13 protein-coding genes are annotated in these 15,711 nt (G+C 54.0%); all 13 read left to right on the top strand.

Going from position 1 to position 15,711, the window contains the following annotated elements:
• Positions 1-39 precede the first annotated feature (39 nt).
• The 13 genes from F7231_RS13100 (at position 40) to F7231_RS13040 (ending at position 15,699) form a co-directional block, all read left to right on the top strand.
• On the top strand, positions 40-1,113 hold the full coding sequence (locus F7231_RS13100) for an App1 family protein phosphatidate phosphatase (RefSeq protein WP_229369881.1): 1,074 nt from the start codon (positions 40-42) through the stop codon (positions 1,111-1,113).
• A gap of 38 nt (positions 1,114-1,151) precedes the next feature.
• Positions 1,152-1,937: an adenosylcobinamide-GDP ribazoletransferase gene (locus F7231_RS13095; RefSeq protein ID WP_166692210.1), complete on the top strand. Its 786-nt coding sequence runs from the start codon at positions 1,152-1,154 to the stop codon at positions 1,935-1,937.
• Positions 1,938-2,024: 87 nt separating this feature from the next.
• Positions 2,025-2,816 (top strand): HipA family kinase, encoded by a 792-nt coding sequence (locus F7231_RS13090; RefSeq protein ID WP_166692209.1) that lies wholly within the window; start codon positions 2,025-2,027, stop codon positions 2,814-2,816.
• Complete coding sequence (locus tag F7231_RS13085) at positions 2,794-3,177, top strand: DUF3037 domain-containing protein (protein ID WP_085413453.1); 384 nt, start codon at positions 2,794-2,796, stop codon at positions 3,175-3,177. The genes F7231_RS13090 and F7231_RS13085 overlap by 23 nt, the downstream gene beginning before the upstream one ends.
• Positions 3,177-3,770, top strand: coding sequence for an alpha-ribazole phosphatase (gene cobC, locus F7231_RS13080; RefSeq protein ID WP_229369878.1), 594 nt, complete (start codon positions 3,177-3,179; stop codon positions 3,768-3,770). The genes F7231_RS13085 and cobC overlap by 1 nt, the downstream gene beginning before the upstream one ends.
• Before the next feature lie 55 nt (positions 3,771-3,825).
• The gene (locus tag F7231_RS13075; RefSeq protein WP_166692208.1) at positions 3,826-4,368 is read left to right on the top strand and encodes a DUF6580 family putative transport protein; all 543 of its coding nucleotides are present in this window, start codon (positions 3,826-3,828) and stop codon (positions 4,366-4,368) included.
• A gap of 392 nt (positions 4,369-4,760) precedes the next feature.
• On the top strand, positions 4,761-5,795 hold the full coding sequence (locus F7231_RS13070) for a glutamine synthetase beta-grasp domain-containing protein (protein ID WP_166692207.1): 1,035 nt from the start codon (positions 4,761-4,763) through the stop codon (positions 5,793-5,795).
• A 183-nt stretch (positions 5,796-5,978) separates the two neighbouring features.
• A complete protein-coding gene (locus F7231_RS13065; protein ID WP_085413456.1) occupies positions 5,979-8,168 on the top strand; it encodes a glutamine synthetase III family protein in 2,190 nt (729 codons plus the stop codon).
• Positions 8,169-8,263: 95 nt separating this feature from the next.
• Positions 8,264-9,472, top strand: a complete 1,209-nt coding sequence (locus F7231_RS13060; protein WP_229369875.1) for a M28 family peptidase — start codon at positions 8,264-8,266, stop codon at positions 9,470-9,472.
• Positions 9,473-9,499: 27 nt separating this feature from the next.
• On the top strand, positions 9,500-10,063 hold the full coding sequence (locus F7231_RS13055) for a hypothetical protein (protein WP_085413457.1): 564 nt from the start codon (positions 9,500-9,502) through the stop codon (positions 10,061-10,063).
• 131 nt (positions 10,064-10,194) lie between these two features.
• A complete protein-coding gene (locus F7231_RS13050; protein WP_085413458.1) occupies positions 10,195-11,034 on the top strand; it encodes an AAA family ATPase in 840 nt (279 codons plus the stop codon).
• Between the two features lie 55 nt (positions 11,035-11,089).
• Entirely contained in the window at positions 11,090-12,331 is a 1,242-nt protein-coding gene (locus tag F7231_RS13045) for a vWA domain-containing protein (protein ID WP_310589320.1), read from the top strand.
• Between the two features lie 77 nt (positions 12,332-12,408).
• Positions 12,409-15,699, top strand: a complete 3,291-nt coding sequence (locus F7231_RS13040; protein WP_166692205.1) for a carboxypeptidase regulatory-like domain-containing protein — start codon at positions 12,409-12,411, stop codon at positions 15,697-15,699.
• Positions 15,700-15,711 lie beyond the last annotated feature (12 nt).

Raw genomic sequence — 15,711 nt, 5'->3', positions numbered from 1 at the left:
TGTAGAATGGCGAGTGCTGAGTGAAGCACAGAAAACGGTATGACTAGTAACCCATCAACGTTCACTCCCAGACCAAACAAAGGTCTGATCGGACTGGTAAAGAAATATTTGTTAACGGGCATGCGACTGAGCGACCAGCCCACGGTAAAGCTATATCGTGGCTTTGGTAATGCAACCGAACTGACTATCCACGGGAGTGTGCTGCGCCGAAGTGCGTTGCCCCGCACCAAATACCGTAATTACGTATGGGTGAACATGCTGGCTGTTCTCCGACTCTTTATGGTCCGACCTTTTCCGAATGCTTCTGTGCGGGTACGTTTCGGTGACCAGACGGCCGACACAGAAACAGCCGAAGATGGCTATTTTCGGGTGACCTTACCCTTAGCGCAGCCGCTGTCGTCCGGCTGGCATCCGGTCGAAGCGGAACTACTGGCGGGGGAAACAACGGCTGAAACAGTACTGGCACAGGGTAGTAGCCAGGTGCTGGTGCCGCACCCAACGCAGATTGCCTGCATCTCCGACATCGACGATACATTTCTGGTATCGCACTCGGCCACTATTCTGAAACGATTACAGGTACTACTGACCCAAAACGCCTTCAGCCGACAGCCGTTTGAGGGCGTAGTGGCGCACTACCAGCTATTAGCTGAAGCGGATAGTGGTCCTGGTCAAACCAATCCGTTTTTCTTTGTGTCGAGTAGTGAGTGGAATCTATACGATTACATTCTGGATTTCTCAACCAAGTATGGCCTGCCCGACGGAGTCTATCTGCTCAGTCAGTTAAAACAGTTTAACGACCTGCTGAAGACGGGGCAAGGCAAGCATATTACTAAATTTGCCCGCATTGTTCGGATCATTGAAGCGTTTCCTGAACAGCAGTTTGTCCTGTTGGGTGACGATACGCAGGAAGATCCTTCCATTTACGCGTCGGTGGTCGAACATTTTCCCGGTCAGATACGCTGTGTCTATATCCGGCAGGTGCACCCAAAAAATCAGCCTCAAACCCGCGCTACCCTCGATCGGATAGAAGCGGCTGGCGTGCTTTGCTGTTACTTTGCCCACAGCGCCGATGCCCGTCAGCACTCGATCGACAATGGATTGGTAGCGAGTTGAGGGGGCTTGTCGGCTGATTTCCCACTATACCTGTAAAAATGCGTACACTTTTTTTTACTGCGTTGATGTTTTACACCCGATTGCCGGTGCCCAAAGACATCGATCATTCGGCTGACCTGCTAAACCGATCAACGCTTTTCTTTCCGCTTATCGGCTGGATTATTGGCGGCATCGGCGTAGGTACGTACTGGGTCGGCAGTATCCTATTTCCGCCCGAACTGGCCGTGCTGTTGAGCATGGTGTCAACCATCTGGGCCACGGGTGCCTTCCATGAAGATGGCTTTGGTGATGTGTGCGACGGGTTCGGCGGTGGCTGGACCAAAACCCAAATCCTGACCATTATGAAAGACAGTCGGCTGGGTACGTATGGCGTGGTCGGATTGGGGCTGTTGCTGGCGATCAAATTCTTTGCCCTGATGAAGCTTCTACCCGGCGAAGTATTCGGCTGGAAACTGGCGTTGAAATACATCTCGGCGCATACCCTGAGCCGGTGGGTGGCCACAACGCTCATTGCGAGTATGACCTACGCCCGCGAAGACGAAGAATCGAAGGCGAAGCCGATCGCGAAAGGCGGTATCACGGGCATGCCTCTGGCCGTTGCCACATTTTTCGGCCTGGCACCAACGCTGGCATTAGTTGCGCTGAGCGGCTTGTGGGTCTACCTCACCTTCCTGATCCCGCTCTGGTTGGTGCGCTGGCGGCTGATGCGCTTCTTCACCAAATGGCTCGGCGGCTACACCGGCGACTGCCTGGGGGCAACCCAGCAACTAACCGAAGTGGTCGTTTACCTGTCTTATGTGTCGCTGGTTTGGGTTAGTCTTTAACGAAACGTCATCTTGCTGTGCTGTCATTCGGGCGTCAGTATTGTCATTTCTGTTTGGCATACTCACCGAATGACCTGATCAATTACTATGAACGAACTACAGCTTAGAACTGTCAATGTAACCAGGTACGTCACTCCGCTGCGCGAGGGTGGATCGTTGCCGGCGCTGGTCGAGGCCGACGACGATTTTCTGTACGTCCTGAAATTCCGGGGAGCCGGGCAGGGGACAAAAGCCCTCATTGCTGAACTGATAGCTGGTGAACTGGCCCGAACGCTGGGGCTGCGGATTCCCGAATTGGTATTTGTGAACCTGGACCCTGCGTTTGGCCGTACCGAACCGGACGAAGAAATTCAGGACCTGCTGAAAGCCAGCGCCGGTCTGAATTTGGCCCTGCATTATTTGTCGGGAGCCATTACCTTCGACCCGCTGGTGACCAGCGTCGATGCCCGCCTGGCGTCGCAGATTGTCTGGCTCGATTGTTTCATCACCAACGTGGACCGCACTGCCCGCAACACCAACATGCTGATGTGGCATAAGGAACTGTGGCTGATCGATCATGGTGCAGCGCTGTATTTTCACCATAGCGGCCAACCCTGGGAAGAGCAGGCCCGCCGCCCGTTTGCGTCAGTAAAGGATCATGTACTACTGCCGCGTGCTGCTGAACTGACCGCTGTAGACGCTGAATATCGTGCAAAGCTGTCGACCGAACGCATTCAGGAAATTGTTGCCCTGATTCCCGATGACTGGCTGATGACCGAGGGGGCCGAGCTCTCGGCGGCCCAACAGCGGGATGTGTACATTCAGTTTTTAACGACCCGGCTTGCTGAGTCAGAACGATTCGTTAACGCCGCCAATGATGTCAGAAATGCACTTGTTTGAGTACGCCGTCATCCGCGTAGTGCCGCGCGTGGAGCGTGAAGAGTTTATCAATGTGGGGGTTATCGTGTACTGCGCCTCACAGGGATTCCTGCAAACTCGCTACACCCTGCCCACAGACCGCTTACTGGCGTTCCCGAACGTACCTGATCACACGGAGATTGCGGAGCGGCTGCAGGCGTTTGAGCGAATTTGCGGCGGCCGAAAAACAGGTGGCCCCATTGGGCAGTTACCCATTGCCTCCCGGTTTCGCTGGCTCACCGCCACCCGCAGCACGGTTGTGCAAACATCATCGGTTCATCCCGGCCTGTGCGCCGACCCACAACAAACCCTCGACCGGCTGTATGAGCAGTTGGTGCAATAATGATGACAATCTATCTGATTCGACATACTGAAGTGGCCGTTGGTAAATCGGTTTGCTATGGAAGTTCTGACGTGGAACTGGCCAGTACCTACCTGGAGCAGGTTAGTATGCTGATGAACAATATGCCTGTCTCCGCCCCCGATCTGATATTCTCCAGTCCGTTGACCCGTTGCCGTAAACTGGCAGAAGACCTATCGTTAGTCACAAAGCGGGATTACGTGCAGTACGACGACCGGCTGCGTGAATATAATTTTGGTGATTGGGAGATGCTGCCCTGGAGCGCTATTCCCCGCGATGCGCTCGACGTCTGGATGGCTGATTTCGTGAACCTGGCCCCGCACAACGGCGATTCGTTTCAGGCCGTATTTGATCGGGTACGTTTATTCTGGGAGGAGCGGGTACTGCCACTTGCCGCGTCTGAAACCCCCAAAACAGTATACATTGTCAGCCACGGGGGCGTAATCCGTGCTTTGCTGTGTTTATTCCTGGAGTTACCTTTGCAAAATGCCTACCGCCTCCATCTTGACTATGGGGCTGTTTCTAAGCTCACTGTTCAAAACGGAACATACACGGTAGCATACATCAATCGTTAAACAAAACAGCCCTTTCTGGGGCCTGAACGTAGATCTATAAACGTCACTTTTTTCTATGAAACCACTTCATATCCGCCTGACTACCACCGCTTCACTCGTGCTGCTTATTGCGCTCTCGCGGTTTTTACCCCACCCGCCCAACGCAACACCAGTAATGGCAATGGCCCTGTTTGGCGGTGCCCTGTTTGAGCGGAAATGGCTGGGTCTGGTGGTGCCTGTTCTGGCGATGTTATTAAGCGATGCCCTTATCGGTTTCCACGGTACAATGGGTGCCGTGTATGGTTCACTGGCCCTGGCCTGGCTGATTGGCGCGGTTGCCCTGCGCAAGCCAACGTTCGGTTGGGTTGTGGCGGGTTCTGTGAGCGCATCGATCCTGTTTTTCCTGATCACCAACTTTGCCGTCTGGTACGGCAGCAGCTATTACCCACAAACGGCGGCGGGCCTGCTTGGCTGTTACACCGCCGGTCTGGCATTCTATAACAATCAGTCGTTTTTCCTGAATGGGCTGGTTGGCGACCTGTTCTTTAGCGGCCTGCTGTTTGGCGGGTATGCTCTACTGCAACGCCGTTTCCCCGTGCTACGCCCTTCGCTGGCCTAGCACGTACCTGTATAATTTCTTGAAAAGCTCTGCCAGTAACTGGTAGAGCTTTTTTTATGAGGTGCGTCGGTTAATCAAGCCTATTCAATTTTTGGTGTACAGACCGCCAAAGCGAGTCATATGAAGTAAGGCTAGTTTGAGTTAGGCTCAACTTATTCAACAAAAGTGATTTTTACCGTAAAAACTGTTTCACTTAAATTGAGTAGTTAAACAGATAATAAATCGCATAAAATTGTATTTAACAAACAATAATTGTAATCTACTGTATAGACCTCTATAAAATCCTGCCGTTTACGATATTGGCCTTTTTTTATTTTGAAAAGAGGGGTCTATATTTGATGCCGACAGTATCTACCAGTACCGCAAAACAATAAAACGTCCTCTCCAAACACATGGCAAAGTCTAAATTAGAGTACATCTGGCTCGACGGTTACAAGCCCACCCAAAGCCTTCGGTCAAAAACTAAAATTGAAGATGATTTCTCAGGCAATCTGGAAGACTGTTCGATGTGGTCATTTGATGGCTCATCAACCGAGCAGGCTGCCGGTGGTTCATCAGACTGTTTGTTGAAGCCCGTTTACATTTGCCCAGACCCACAGCGTAAGAGTGCCTATCTGGTAATGTGTGAAGTGTTGAATGCCGATGGGACACCACACGAAACTAACGGCCGTGCCACAATTGAAGATGATGATAACGACTTCTGGTTCGGTTTCGAGCAGGAGTACTTCCTCTACGATACAGCGACAAACAAGCCACTGGGCTTCCCCGAAGAAGGCGATCCAGCTCCACAGGGTCCTTATTATTGCTCGGTAGGTGCCAACAACGCATTTGGCCGTAACATCATTGAAGAACACCTTGACGTATGCCTCGATGCAGGTCTGAACGTAGAAGGTATTAATGCCGAAGTAGCCCCAGGTCAGTGGGAATTCCAGATTTTTGCTAAAGGTGCCCGCGAAGCTGGCGACCAGATCTGGGTAGCCCGTTACCTGCTGGAGCGTATCGGCGAAAGCTACGACGTTGCCATCAACTGGCACTGCAAGCCCCTGGGCGTCGATGCTGACTGGAATGGTTCAGGTATGCACGCTAACTTCTCGAACACGGCCCTCCGTACGTCGGGTAGCAAAGAAGTGTACGATGCCATCTGCCAATCATTCTCGCCAGCCGAGGTAGTGAAAGCACATATTGACGTTTATGGCGCCGACAACCACCTACGGTTGACTGGTAAGCACGAAACGCAGTCGATCGACCAGTTCTCATACGGTATTTCTGACCGGGGTGCGTCGATTCGTATCCCTATCGCCACGGTTCAGCGCGGCTGGAAGGGCTGGCTGGAAGACCGTCGTCCAAACTCAGCGGCTGATCCATATAAAGTAGCTGCCGTAATCATCAAAACGGTTAAGTCGGCGGCTTTGCCTGAAGTAGCTTAATTTACAGCTCATTCCTATTTATTGCTAAAACGACCCGTCGGCAACGACGGGTCGTTTTTTTTGTATGTTTGGCAGGAAAAATGTTATTCTTTAGAGCGTAAAAGTGAAGCTTACGCTTCTTAGTACAGAACTCTAGACGCAGAGGGCAACTTTGCGACCTACTTCAACCACCAAACTGATCGAATGGCTTACTTACGATTTAATGCCCTTGAAACGGCGCAGGGCAGACAACCGCTGCCCGTGATTGCCCCCACCGAACGCCTCACCGACTATTATGGAGTACATACGTTCAGTAAAGAAGTTATGCGTGCCCTGCTCTCGCCGGAAGCGTACCTGCGCATCGCTGAAGCTATTGACACCGGTGGACGAATAGACCGGGATATTGCCGATGAGGTAGCTAACGCCCTGAAATCATGGGCGGTCAGCAAAGGAGCCACGCATTATACGCACTGGTTTCAGCCCCTGACAGGATCGACCGCCGAAAAGCACGATTCATTTTTTGATCTGGCCAGCGACGGAAAAGCCATCGAGAAATTCAAAGGCTCAGCGCTCGTGCAGCAGGAACCCGATGCGTCGTCTTTCCCGAGCGGTGGATTGCGCAACACATTCGAGGCGCGGGGCTACACCGGTTGGGACCCATCGTCGCCGGCATTTTTGATGGACAACGGGGCGGGAGGGAAGACTCTCTGCATTCCCTCGGTTTTTATCTCCTACACCGGCGAGGCGCTCGACTATAAAACGCCCCTGCTCAAATCACTGGCTGCCATCGATAAAGCTGCCACGGCTGTTTGCCAGTATTTCGATCGGAACATCGACAAAGTGACGCCCACGCTGGGTATCGAGCAGGAATATTTTCTGGTCGACAAAGCGTTATTTGTGGCCCGTCCCGATTTGGTTATGGCGGGGCGCACGCTGTTCGGGCATTCGCCGGCGCGGGGACAGCAGCTCGAAGACCATTATTTTGGTACCATTCCGCCGCGCGTTAATGCGTTTATGGTCGACTTTGAGTTTGAAGCGCTTAAGCTGGGTATTCCGGTACGTACCCGGCACAACGAAGTAGCGCCCGGCCAGTTTGAGGTTGCGCCGACGTTTGAAGAGGTTAACCTGGCGATCGATCATAACGCCCTGTTGATGGATCTGATGCAGAAAATTGCGGAGAAGCATGGGTTCAAAGTGCTGTTTCACGAGAAGCCTTTTGCCGGTATCAACGGGTCGGGTAAACATAACAACTGGTCGCTGGGCACCAATACGGGCGTAAACCTGCTGGGACCGAGTAGCAAACCAAAAGAGACGTTGCGCTTCATTGCGTTCATTGTCAATGTGGTAAAGGCCGTGCACGACCACGCCGATCTGCTGCGGGCCAGTATCGCGTCGGCGGGCAACGAACACCGGCTGGGGGCCAACGAAGCTCCACCGGCTATCATGTCGGTCTTTCTGGGCGATACGCTCACCAAAGCACTCGACGATCTGGAGAACAAATCAGAGATATCGCTGAGCAAGGGCGACAACGTGTATTACAAGCTGGGTCTGAACCGGATTCCGTCGCTCATACGCGATAATACCGACCGGAACCGGACCTCTCCCTTTGCCTTTACAGGCAACAAATTTGAGTTCCGGGCGGTGGGTGGAGGGGCCAATTCAGCCTCGACCATGATTGTACTGAACACGATCGTGGCCGATCAGCTTATCCAGTTCCGGCGCGACCTGGAAGCTCGGTTAGAGAACGGCGAGAAAAAAGAACTGGCCGTCGTCGAAGTGCTGAAACAGTACTACCGGGCCTCGAAACGTATCTTGTTTGAAGGTAATGGCTATTCCGACGAATGGGTGGCCGAAGCTGAGAAGCGCGGTTTGTCAAACATCAAATCGACTCCTGATGCGCTGAAGGTTTATTTAAAACCTGAATCGATCGATCTGTTTGCCCGGCTCAACGTAATGAACCATGCCGAGGTGGAAGCCCGCTACGAAATTGAACTGGAGAAATACATCAAAAATGTACAGATTGAGTCGCGCGTCATGGGCGATCTGGCGATCAACCACGTCGTATCAACTGCACTCAAGTACATGAACCAGCTGGCAACCACGGCGAAATCGCTGGTCGATCTGGATATGATCAACGAAGCACAGCCGGTGAAAGCCATTATCCGCGAGCTATCGGCCCGAGTAGTCGTAATCAAGAAAAACGTGGAGGCCATGATCGAGTCGCGGAAACGGGCTAATAACCTGACAAACTCGGCTGAAATGGCGCGCCAATATGCCACTGAAGTAAAAGACTACTTCGACGTGATTCGCTATGAGGTAGATAAGCTCGAACTGCTGATCGATGATGACGATTGGCCGCTGGTAAAATACCGTGAGATGCTCTTTGTGAAATAAGTCGTTGGCAGACAGACGGGAGCCGTAACCCTATCTGGCGCATCGTAGCGTTGGGTACGGTTACGGCTCCTCTGTTTATGCCTACTTTTACGGCCATGCATGCTCTACTTACTGCTCTTTGCCGATTACCACACCGGGGCGCGGCTACCCCCAATGAACGCGAAGCCGCCCGACTACTCGCTGAACACCTGAAAAGCCGGGGTGCCGCTGTTCGGCTTGACGCCTTCAGCACGCCGCAAACCTACGCCACGGTCATTTACTGGATCAACGGCCTGTTGCTGGCCGGCATCGGACTGGCACTTAGTGGCGGCTTTCTGGTGGGGCAGCTTGGTCTGTTTCTGGGTGGTTTTGCGCTGAGCCAGGCCTGGCTATACATCAATTGGCGCGAGGCATCCGTCACCCGTTTCCCCGGACAGCACCGAGCCGTTAATGTAACCGCCCAATGGCCACTACCGGCAACAGCATCGGCCGACGTGGATACGTCTACCCGGTTGCATGTTATCCTGATGGCTCATTACGACACAGCCCCCATTTCTGTCTTTCATGCCGTAAAGTGGCAAAAATCGCTACGTACTCTGTTCATAGCTACCCTGGCCATGATGACGTCGGGCGTTCTGCTCTCGGCGGTGTATACCTACGGGGGAAAAGCGCCGGTAATTTTCTGGTCGCTGGTCTCCATAGCCGTATACCTGATTGTGCAAACGGTTTTCACTACGATCGGCTACCGATCACGGGGATACGCCAATGGGGCCAGCGATAACGCAACAGGTGTAGTAGCTGCGATTGAAACGGCCGACCGCCTCCGTAAAGCCAGTCGGTCGGGGGCACTGCCGGGTACGTTGGTGGAGGTAGTGCTGCCCTCGGCAACAGCAGTCGGCTTGCTGGGATCGCTGGCCTATCTGAAAAAGAACCGCGCAAACTGGCCATTCAACGGTGAAAAAACCATTGTTATCAACTTCGATACGCTGGGGGTGGGTAAATTGTCCGTGATCGAACAAACGGGTACTGTCGAGGTTATTCGGTATACCAATGCCTTAACTAGCCTGGCCGGCCAACTGGTAGCTACTCCCGATTATTCAGCGCGTGTGCAACGCGCCAGTTGCCATAGCACTGGGTTCGATAGTGTCTGGTTCGAGCGGGCCGGTGTTCCCACGCTGGCTCTGAGCGCACTCGACGCTGACGGTACAATGCCGCGAAGCCATCGGCCCGACGACGTACCTGAGCGGGTCGACGAGCAGCCTATGGAGTTGGCTATTGAGTTGGCGGAGGCGGTAGTAAGACATTGGTACGAACAGTTTCACTAACTTGCAGGAAACGAAAGTTGCTTAGTCATGAATTACAAAAATGAAGGATATTCTCCCGACGAGATTGAAGGTCTTCGGGAAGAGTGCCGCGAAACAGGGCGCTCATTTATATATGTAGAAGATGAAGACCTCGACGTGCTGGAATCAGGCGAGTGCGCTCATATTCAGTTCGTCGGCAAAGATTTTGGTGATGAAGTAATCTACGACGGATTGGTGTATACCCTCCGGCTACATCACAGCAGCACCGTGTATGAAACGGCCGTTGAACAGATTCGCAAGACACATCCCGAATACGTACCACCCGAAGAGCGGCAACCCGGCTATTCAATCGACGGAGCCAAAGATGAGGAAATCGAGGAATTGCTCACGGAGCTAATCGAAGAACTCGAAGAGACCGAAGCGGTGAAAGTTCAGGAACACGTTGAATTGGAGCATGACTTCGAATATGGCATCGGCATTGATGTGTGCCTGAACGTAGAAGAAATCAACGACGAGGTGATCGAGAATTTCATTACTCAGTTCAATGCAGGTACGTTGAAACTCGATAAAACCATGTACTCGTTCACCAGCGACGAAGTAGACGAAGAGTAACCAACAATGATCAATTGGCCGTGATCGACGCCCCCATTTATCAGGTATAAATGGGGGCGTTGCGTCGCCAGTTCAGGCTGGGGCGCAGCGATTAGTTGTGCTGGTTGATCACGCCTAATTGATCATTGTATATGACCTTCCAGGGAACAGAATCCTACGTAGCCACGCGGGAACTGAGTGTCGCGGTCAATGCGGCCATTCAACTGCAAAAACCACTGCTGATTAAAGGCGAGCCCGGCACGGGGAAAACCCTGCTGGCGTTCGAAATTGCGCGTGCCCTGAACAAACCGCTGTTCACCTGGCATGTCAAATCAACGACCAATGCCCAGCAGGGGCTGTATGAATACGACGCCGTATCGCGCCTTCGCGATTCGCAACTGGGCGATAGAGAGGTGGGCGATATTTCGGCCTACATCAAAAAAGGCAAGCTGTGGGAAGCATTCGACACGGATGAATCGTCGGTGCTGCTGATCGACGAGATCGATAAGGCAGACATTGAATTTCCCAATGACCTGCTACAGGAAATCGACCGGATGGAGTTTTACTGCTACGAACTGCGGCAAACCATAGCGGCCAAACATCGGCCGGTGGTTATCATCACCTCGAATAACGAAAAAGAGTTACCCGATGCGTTCCTGCGCCGGTGTTTTTTCCATTACATCCGCTTTCCCGATCGCGAAACGATGCAAACCATCGTCGACGTGCATTTTCCCAACCTGCCAGCCGAATTGATGGTGAAAGCGCTGTCTGTGTTTTATGGCATTCGGGAGGTGAAAGCCTTGAAGAAGCGTCCGTCGACCAGCGAACTCATCGACTGGATTCGCCTGCTGATGGTTTCCGGCGTAACGCATGATGACCTCACTGATCTTGAAAATCTGCGGGAAGTGCCCCCGTACCTGGGTGCTCTGCTCAAGAATGAACAGGACGCCGACCTGCTGACAGCCCTACGCACCAAGGGGAGAAGCTATTAGCAGTCGTCGATGGTCCGGACCTGTTATCCGTAAACTGTTTAGCCGGGCAACAACTGTGAACGTTACCCGATCATTGCTATCTGCTATGTTTCTGCCATTCTTTCTGCTGCTCCGGCAGCACGCCATGCCGGTGACCCTGCCCGAATACCTGACCTTGCTCGACGCACTGCGGGGCGACGCAGGCTGCGTGACGATCGACGATTTTTACTACCTCAGCAAAACAACGTTGGTCAAGCGCGAACAGCATCTCGACTTGTTCGATAAGCTGTTTGGTGAATGGGTAGACGCTACACTAGGTACGTTGCCGCCAACCGCCGATGGCCTGTCTGAAGTACCGCCCGAGTGGCTGCGCAATGCATTGGCGCTAAATCTGACCGACGAAGAAAAAGCAGCGTTGGAAGCCGCTGGCGGCCTTGATGCGCTCTACGAGCGGCTACGCCAACTCCTGAACGAGCAAAACGAACGGCATGAAGGTGGATCTAAATGGATTGGCACCGGTGGTACATCCCCATTCGGTACAGGTGGATATGCGCCGGAAGGGGTCAAACTAGGCAATTCGGCCGAAGGGCAGGGCAATCGGCAGGCCTCGAAGGTTTGGGAAAACCGGACCTATAAAAACCTCGACGATGGTGTTGAACTGAACACCCGCAACATGAAAATGGCGATGCGGCTCCTTCGGATTCTTACCCGAGAAGGAGCCGCCAATGAACTGGACCTTGATGAGACCATCGCCGAAACCAGCCGGAATGGGGGGTATTTGGATATTAAGCTGCATCCGTCGAGACAGAACCGGGTTAAGGTGCTGATTTTATTTGATGTGGGCGGGTCTATGGACGAACATATCGACCTGTGCAGTCAGTTATTTTCGGCGGCGCGCTATCAGTTCAAGCATCTTGAATTCCTGTATTTCCATAACTGCGTGTATGAAACGCTCTGGAAGGACAACGCTCGCAGAAGTGCGCGGCTACCTACCTACGAAGTGCTGCATACGTACAACAAAGACTACAAGGTGATCTTTGTGGGCGATGCAGCGATGTCGCCCTACGAAATCACGCAACCGCGCGGTAGCGTGGAGCATTACAACGAGGAAGCGGGTATTGTCTGGCTCGATCGCTTCAAAAAACAGTATCCGCATCTGGTCTGGCTCAACCCCTCGCCGGCGGGTTACTGGCAGTACACGCACAGCACCAACATCATTCGCGAGTGGGCGGAGAATCGCATGTTCCCCCTTACGCTTGCCGGGTTAGGGCAGGCTATGAAATCCCTTAAAAATCCGAAGGTTACGTTCGAGGGCTGAGCGGTCTAATGGCGACAGGTCCGATCATGATGCAATGCTGAAGTTGGGCTGAAAATGGTTAAGTTGCTTCTGAATTTATGAGCACCATGCCTTTGCTTCGTCAAACCGGTTTACTTTTTTTCCTGCTCTTGCTCGGTAGCGGCAAGCTGATCGCGCAGGGGCCGGTCGCTGTACAACGGGCAACCCTCACCGGGCAGGTTACCAACGGCAGCGATGGTAGGCCTCTGCCGTTTGCCAGGGTATACCTGAACGGAACCACGCGCGGTACTACCGCCGATGAGAATGGGCAGTTTAGCTTGCCCGAAGTGCCTTACGGGGCTAACGAATTGGTAGTTTCCTATACCGGTTTTGCTGCCGTCCGGCAGGCAATTCGAATCGCCGAACTAAAGCCGCGCCCCCTGGCCATTGCGCTGCTACCAATAGCTAACCAACTCACCGATGTAGTGGTGACGGCTAAAAAAGATAAAATTTGGCTTCGGCAGGTCGAGCAATTCGAGCGTGGCCTGATCGGTACGTCGCCATTTGCCCGGCAGTGCGTGTTGACTAATCCTGACGTGCTTCAGTTCGAGGAAGTAAACGGCCTGCTGAGTGCTACAGCCCGCGCGCCACTGGTGATTGACAATCAGGCGCTGGGCTACCGGCTAACGTACACGCTGCACGCTTTTCGCAGCCAAAGCCGGACCGGGCGCGTAGTGTTTGGCGGCACAACGCTGTTTAGCGAACTCAAACCCGATTCACCGAAGCAGACTAAACTGTGGCAACGTAACCGGCAACAGGCTTATCAGGGGTCGCTGCGCCATCTGCTGGCCAGTCTGGCGGCGGGTACCCACGAGCAACAGGGTTTTTTAGTCTACCAGACCGATCCCGCCCGACCGCTGCTCAGCAACCCGCCACCCCTGCTTGCTTCCGAAGTAGGGCGACATCTGCGGCCGTTCGACGCAACTGTGCTAATTGCGCCGGGTACGTTGGCGCACGAACGCTGGCTGGTGAGTAATAGCCCGCTCGAGGTGTTCTACACGCGGGTTGTTTCTAACGAATCGCCCTACCGTGATGCGCAGTATGCCTTTTCGCAACTGGTGTTACCGCAGCAATCCATCGGCTTTACCCTTGCCGGTCAGATCACCGCCCCCCGGGGGTTCGATGCCATGGGGTATTTGAGCAACGACCGGCTGGCTACCACCTTACCCGACGACTGGGAGCAGGGTGCCATCGTCGCCGCTCGCCCCGATTCGACACGTACCCAGCCCACTCAGCGCCCCGGTGCCGATGCTTCGCTCGATTCGCTGATGAAGCGCTGGAACCGAGAGTCGGCAGGCCTGGCACCGGCAGTATTTGTGCATATTGATAAGCCGCTTTATCTAACAGGCGATCGCCTCTGGTTGAGTGGGTACGTGCTGGACCCCCAGACCCAGCGCTGCGACACTGCCTCGTTTGGCCCCGCGCTGGCTGTTGAGCTATGGTCATCGGCGAATAAGCTGATTCAACACCAGTGGCTGCCGGTCGAAGGGGGCCGAACGGCAGGTGCCTTTCAGTTGGCCGATTCGCTGACCAGCGGAACCTACTGGCTGCGAGCCTATACCGACGTGGATCGAAAATTACCTAAAGTAGCTTTTCAACGCCCGTTATGGATCGCTAACCGACAGGGTCAACCAACAACGTACACAGCAGGTGACCAGCCTCTTATGCTCCCACCAGGCACGCTGTCTTTTGAGGGCGGGTATGTGGAAGAGGCGCCGGGTGCACCGTACCGTATTCAACTGACAAGCGATAGTGCCCAGTTGATAGTAGCACTCGATTCGCGGTCAAAGACAAGGTTTCCGGCTGCTTTCATGCTGGTCGAAAGTCGTGGAAAATTGGTGCATGCCGCCCGAATATCCGCTCGTACTGCAAATCAGACAGTACGTTATTCAACGCTGACCTGGCCTTCCGGAACAGCCTGGCTATCACTAATGGACAGTACAGGCTGGGTGTGGGCAAAGCGCTCCGTACGGGTGCCCGATCGGGCTGGCTCAGTTGTAGCCAAGGTTACCCGCCGTTCTGCAGCAGCGGATGCAACACCCTTGGAAGGGGTGCTCATCACCTTGCAAGATCAGGCTGGCCGGCCTATCATGGCTGAGGTCTCAGCCGCCATTGTCGATGCCGATCAGGTGCCGGTCGATTCACTGGTCGACTCGTTTGCAGCCTATCTGATGTCGATGGAGAGCCGGCGGGTAACGTACCCAACAGCAGGGACAGTGGCCGCCGATATTACGCTCTACGGGAGGGTGCTGACTACTGAGAAGATGCCAGTCAATGTGCTGGTGCTTACGGCTGACCGGCAGGGTGTGGTCAGTCGGGCCACGCAAACAGATAGCAACGGGAATTTTCAGCTGAACCAGCTTGCCCTGCCTGATACCGCTCAGTTGATTGTGCAGGTAACAAACCGGCGCGGTAAGCCAATTAATGCCAGCATCTCGTTCGGGAATACGGCGTCTTCATTTGGCGCGTTGCCAAGCTGGCCGGATGCACCCCGATTGCTGGGGCAGTGGCGAACACAGATCGAAGCGGGGAAACAGCGACAACTTGCCGAAGCCACCCTGTACCGGCAAACGGAAGCCCGGCAGTTACAGGAAGTCGTTGTAAGAACTGCGCGGCCCATCGACGGCCGCCCCGCCGATGTGCGGCTTCGAAGCTTGCATAATCAGGTCGATCAAACAATTGTGCTCGACGAGCGGACCGTGCCGCTGGAGAACCTGTATTACCTGATTCAGGCTAGAGTGCCGGGTATTCGGGTAGAACCGGGGCTGGCAAACGGACGAGCGGCCTATTCCGTGAAGTTCCCGGGAGCCTCGTCGATCATGAATGCCAAAGTGGTTGCTCAGACCAGTTTTAGTCCACCACCGCCTAAAGCGCCGGCCGACGCCACGATGCAGAATCCGCTGTTCCTAATGGATGGTTTTCCGATCAACGACACAGATGGGACGCAACTACTGGCTTTTTCGCCGTCGTCGATCGAGCGCATCGAAGTGTTAAAATCAGGGTCTATTGCATCGATCTACGGGGCCAGTTCGAGTCGGGGTGTGATTGCTTTTTATACGAAAACGAATCGCGACCCGGCCAAATCGAAAGGCGTCAGCCGCCATACTGTTACGGGATATGCCAACCCCCAGCCGTTCCCGGCCGTGTCGGCCATGACCGACGCCCGGCTTAGCCTGCGTGATGTGTTGGCGTGGGAGCCGTTGGGCAGCACAAACGAACGTGGCCAGCTCACGCTTTCCGTTGTGATCCCCCAGCGCGTGCGTACGGTGCGTATAACCATCCAGGGCGTTTCTACAGATGGCCAGGCAATTTCCTGTGTGCAGACGCTGCCGGTTGCTGCGTTGAAATAAGTGGCCCGAATC

The sequence above is a fragment of the Fibrivirga algicola genome, assembly GCF_011742925.1.
GTDB classification, from domain to species: Bacteria; Bacteroidota; Bacteroidia; order Cytophagales; family Spirosomataceae; genus Fibrella; species Fibrella algicola.
The sequence above is the reverse complement of the archived record's forward strand: the minus strand, read 5'-3'. Positions and strand labels throughout refer to the sequence as shown.

What these genes read in the sequence shown, in the direction of transcription:
- F7231_RS13100 (WP_229369881.1), top strand. Translation starts at nt 40, where the DNA reads ATGACTAGTAACCCATCAACGTTCACTCCCAGACCAAACAAAGGTCTG.
- F7231_RS13095 (WP_166692210.1), top strand. Translation starts at nt 1,152, where the DNA reads ATGCGTACACTTTTTTTTACTGCGTTGATGTTTTACACCCGATTGCCG.
- F7231_RS13090 (WP_166692209.1), top strand. Translation starts at nt 2,025, where the DNA reads ATGAACGAACTACAGCTTAGAACTGTCAATGTAACCAGGTACGTCACT.
- F7231_RS13085 (WP_085413453.1), top strand. Translation starts at nt 2,794, where the DNA reads ATGTCAGAAATGCACTTGTTTGAGTACGCCGTCATCCGCGTAGTGCCG.
- cobC (WP_229369878.1), top strand. Translation starts at nt 3,177, where the DNA reads ATGATGACAATCTATCTGATTCGACATACTGAAGTGGCCGTTGGTAAA.
- F7231_RS13075 (WP_166692208.1), top strand. Translation starts at nt 3,826, where the DNA reads ATGAAACCACTTCATATCCGCCTGACTACCACCGCTTCACTCGTGCTG.
- F7231_RS13070 (WP_166692207.1), top strand. Translation starts at nt 4,761, where the DNA reads ATGGCAAAGTCTAAATTAGAGTACATCTGGCTCGACGGTTACAAGCCC.
- F7231_RS13065 (WP_085413456.1), top strand. Translation starts at nt 5,979, where the DNA reads ATGGCTTACTTACGATTTAATGCCCTTGAAACGGCGCAGGGCAGACAA.
- F7231_RS13060 (WP_229369875.1), top strand. Translation starts at nt 8,264, where the DNA reads ATGCATGCTCTACTTACTGCTCTTTGCCGATTACCACACCGGGGCGCG.
- F7231_RS13055 (WP_085413457.1), top strand. Translation starts at nt 9,500, where the DNA reads ATGAATTACAAAAATGAAGGATATTCTCCCGACGAGATTGAAGGTCTT.
- F7231_RS13050 (WP_085413458.1), top strand. Translation starts at nt 10,195, where the DNA reads ATGACCTTCCAGGGAACAGAATCCTACGTAGCCACGCGGGAACTGAGT.
- F7231_RS13040 (WP_166692205.1), top strand. Translation starts at nt 12,409, where the DNA reads ATGAGCACCATGCCTTTGCTTCGTCAAACCGGTTTACTTTTTTTCCTG.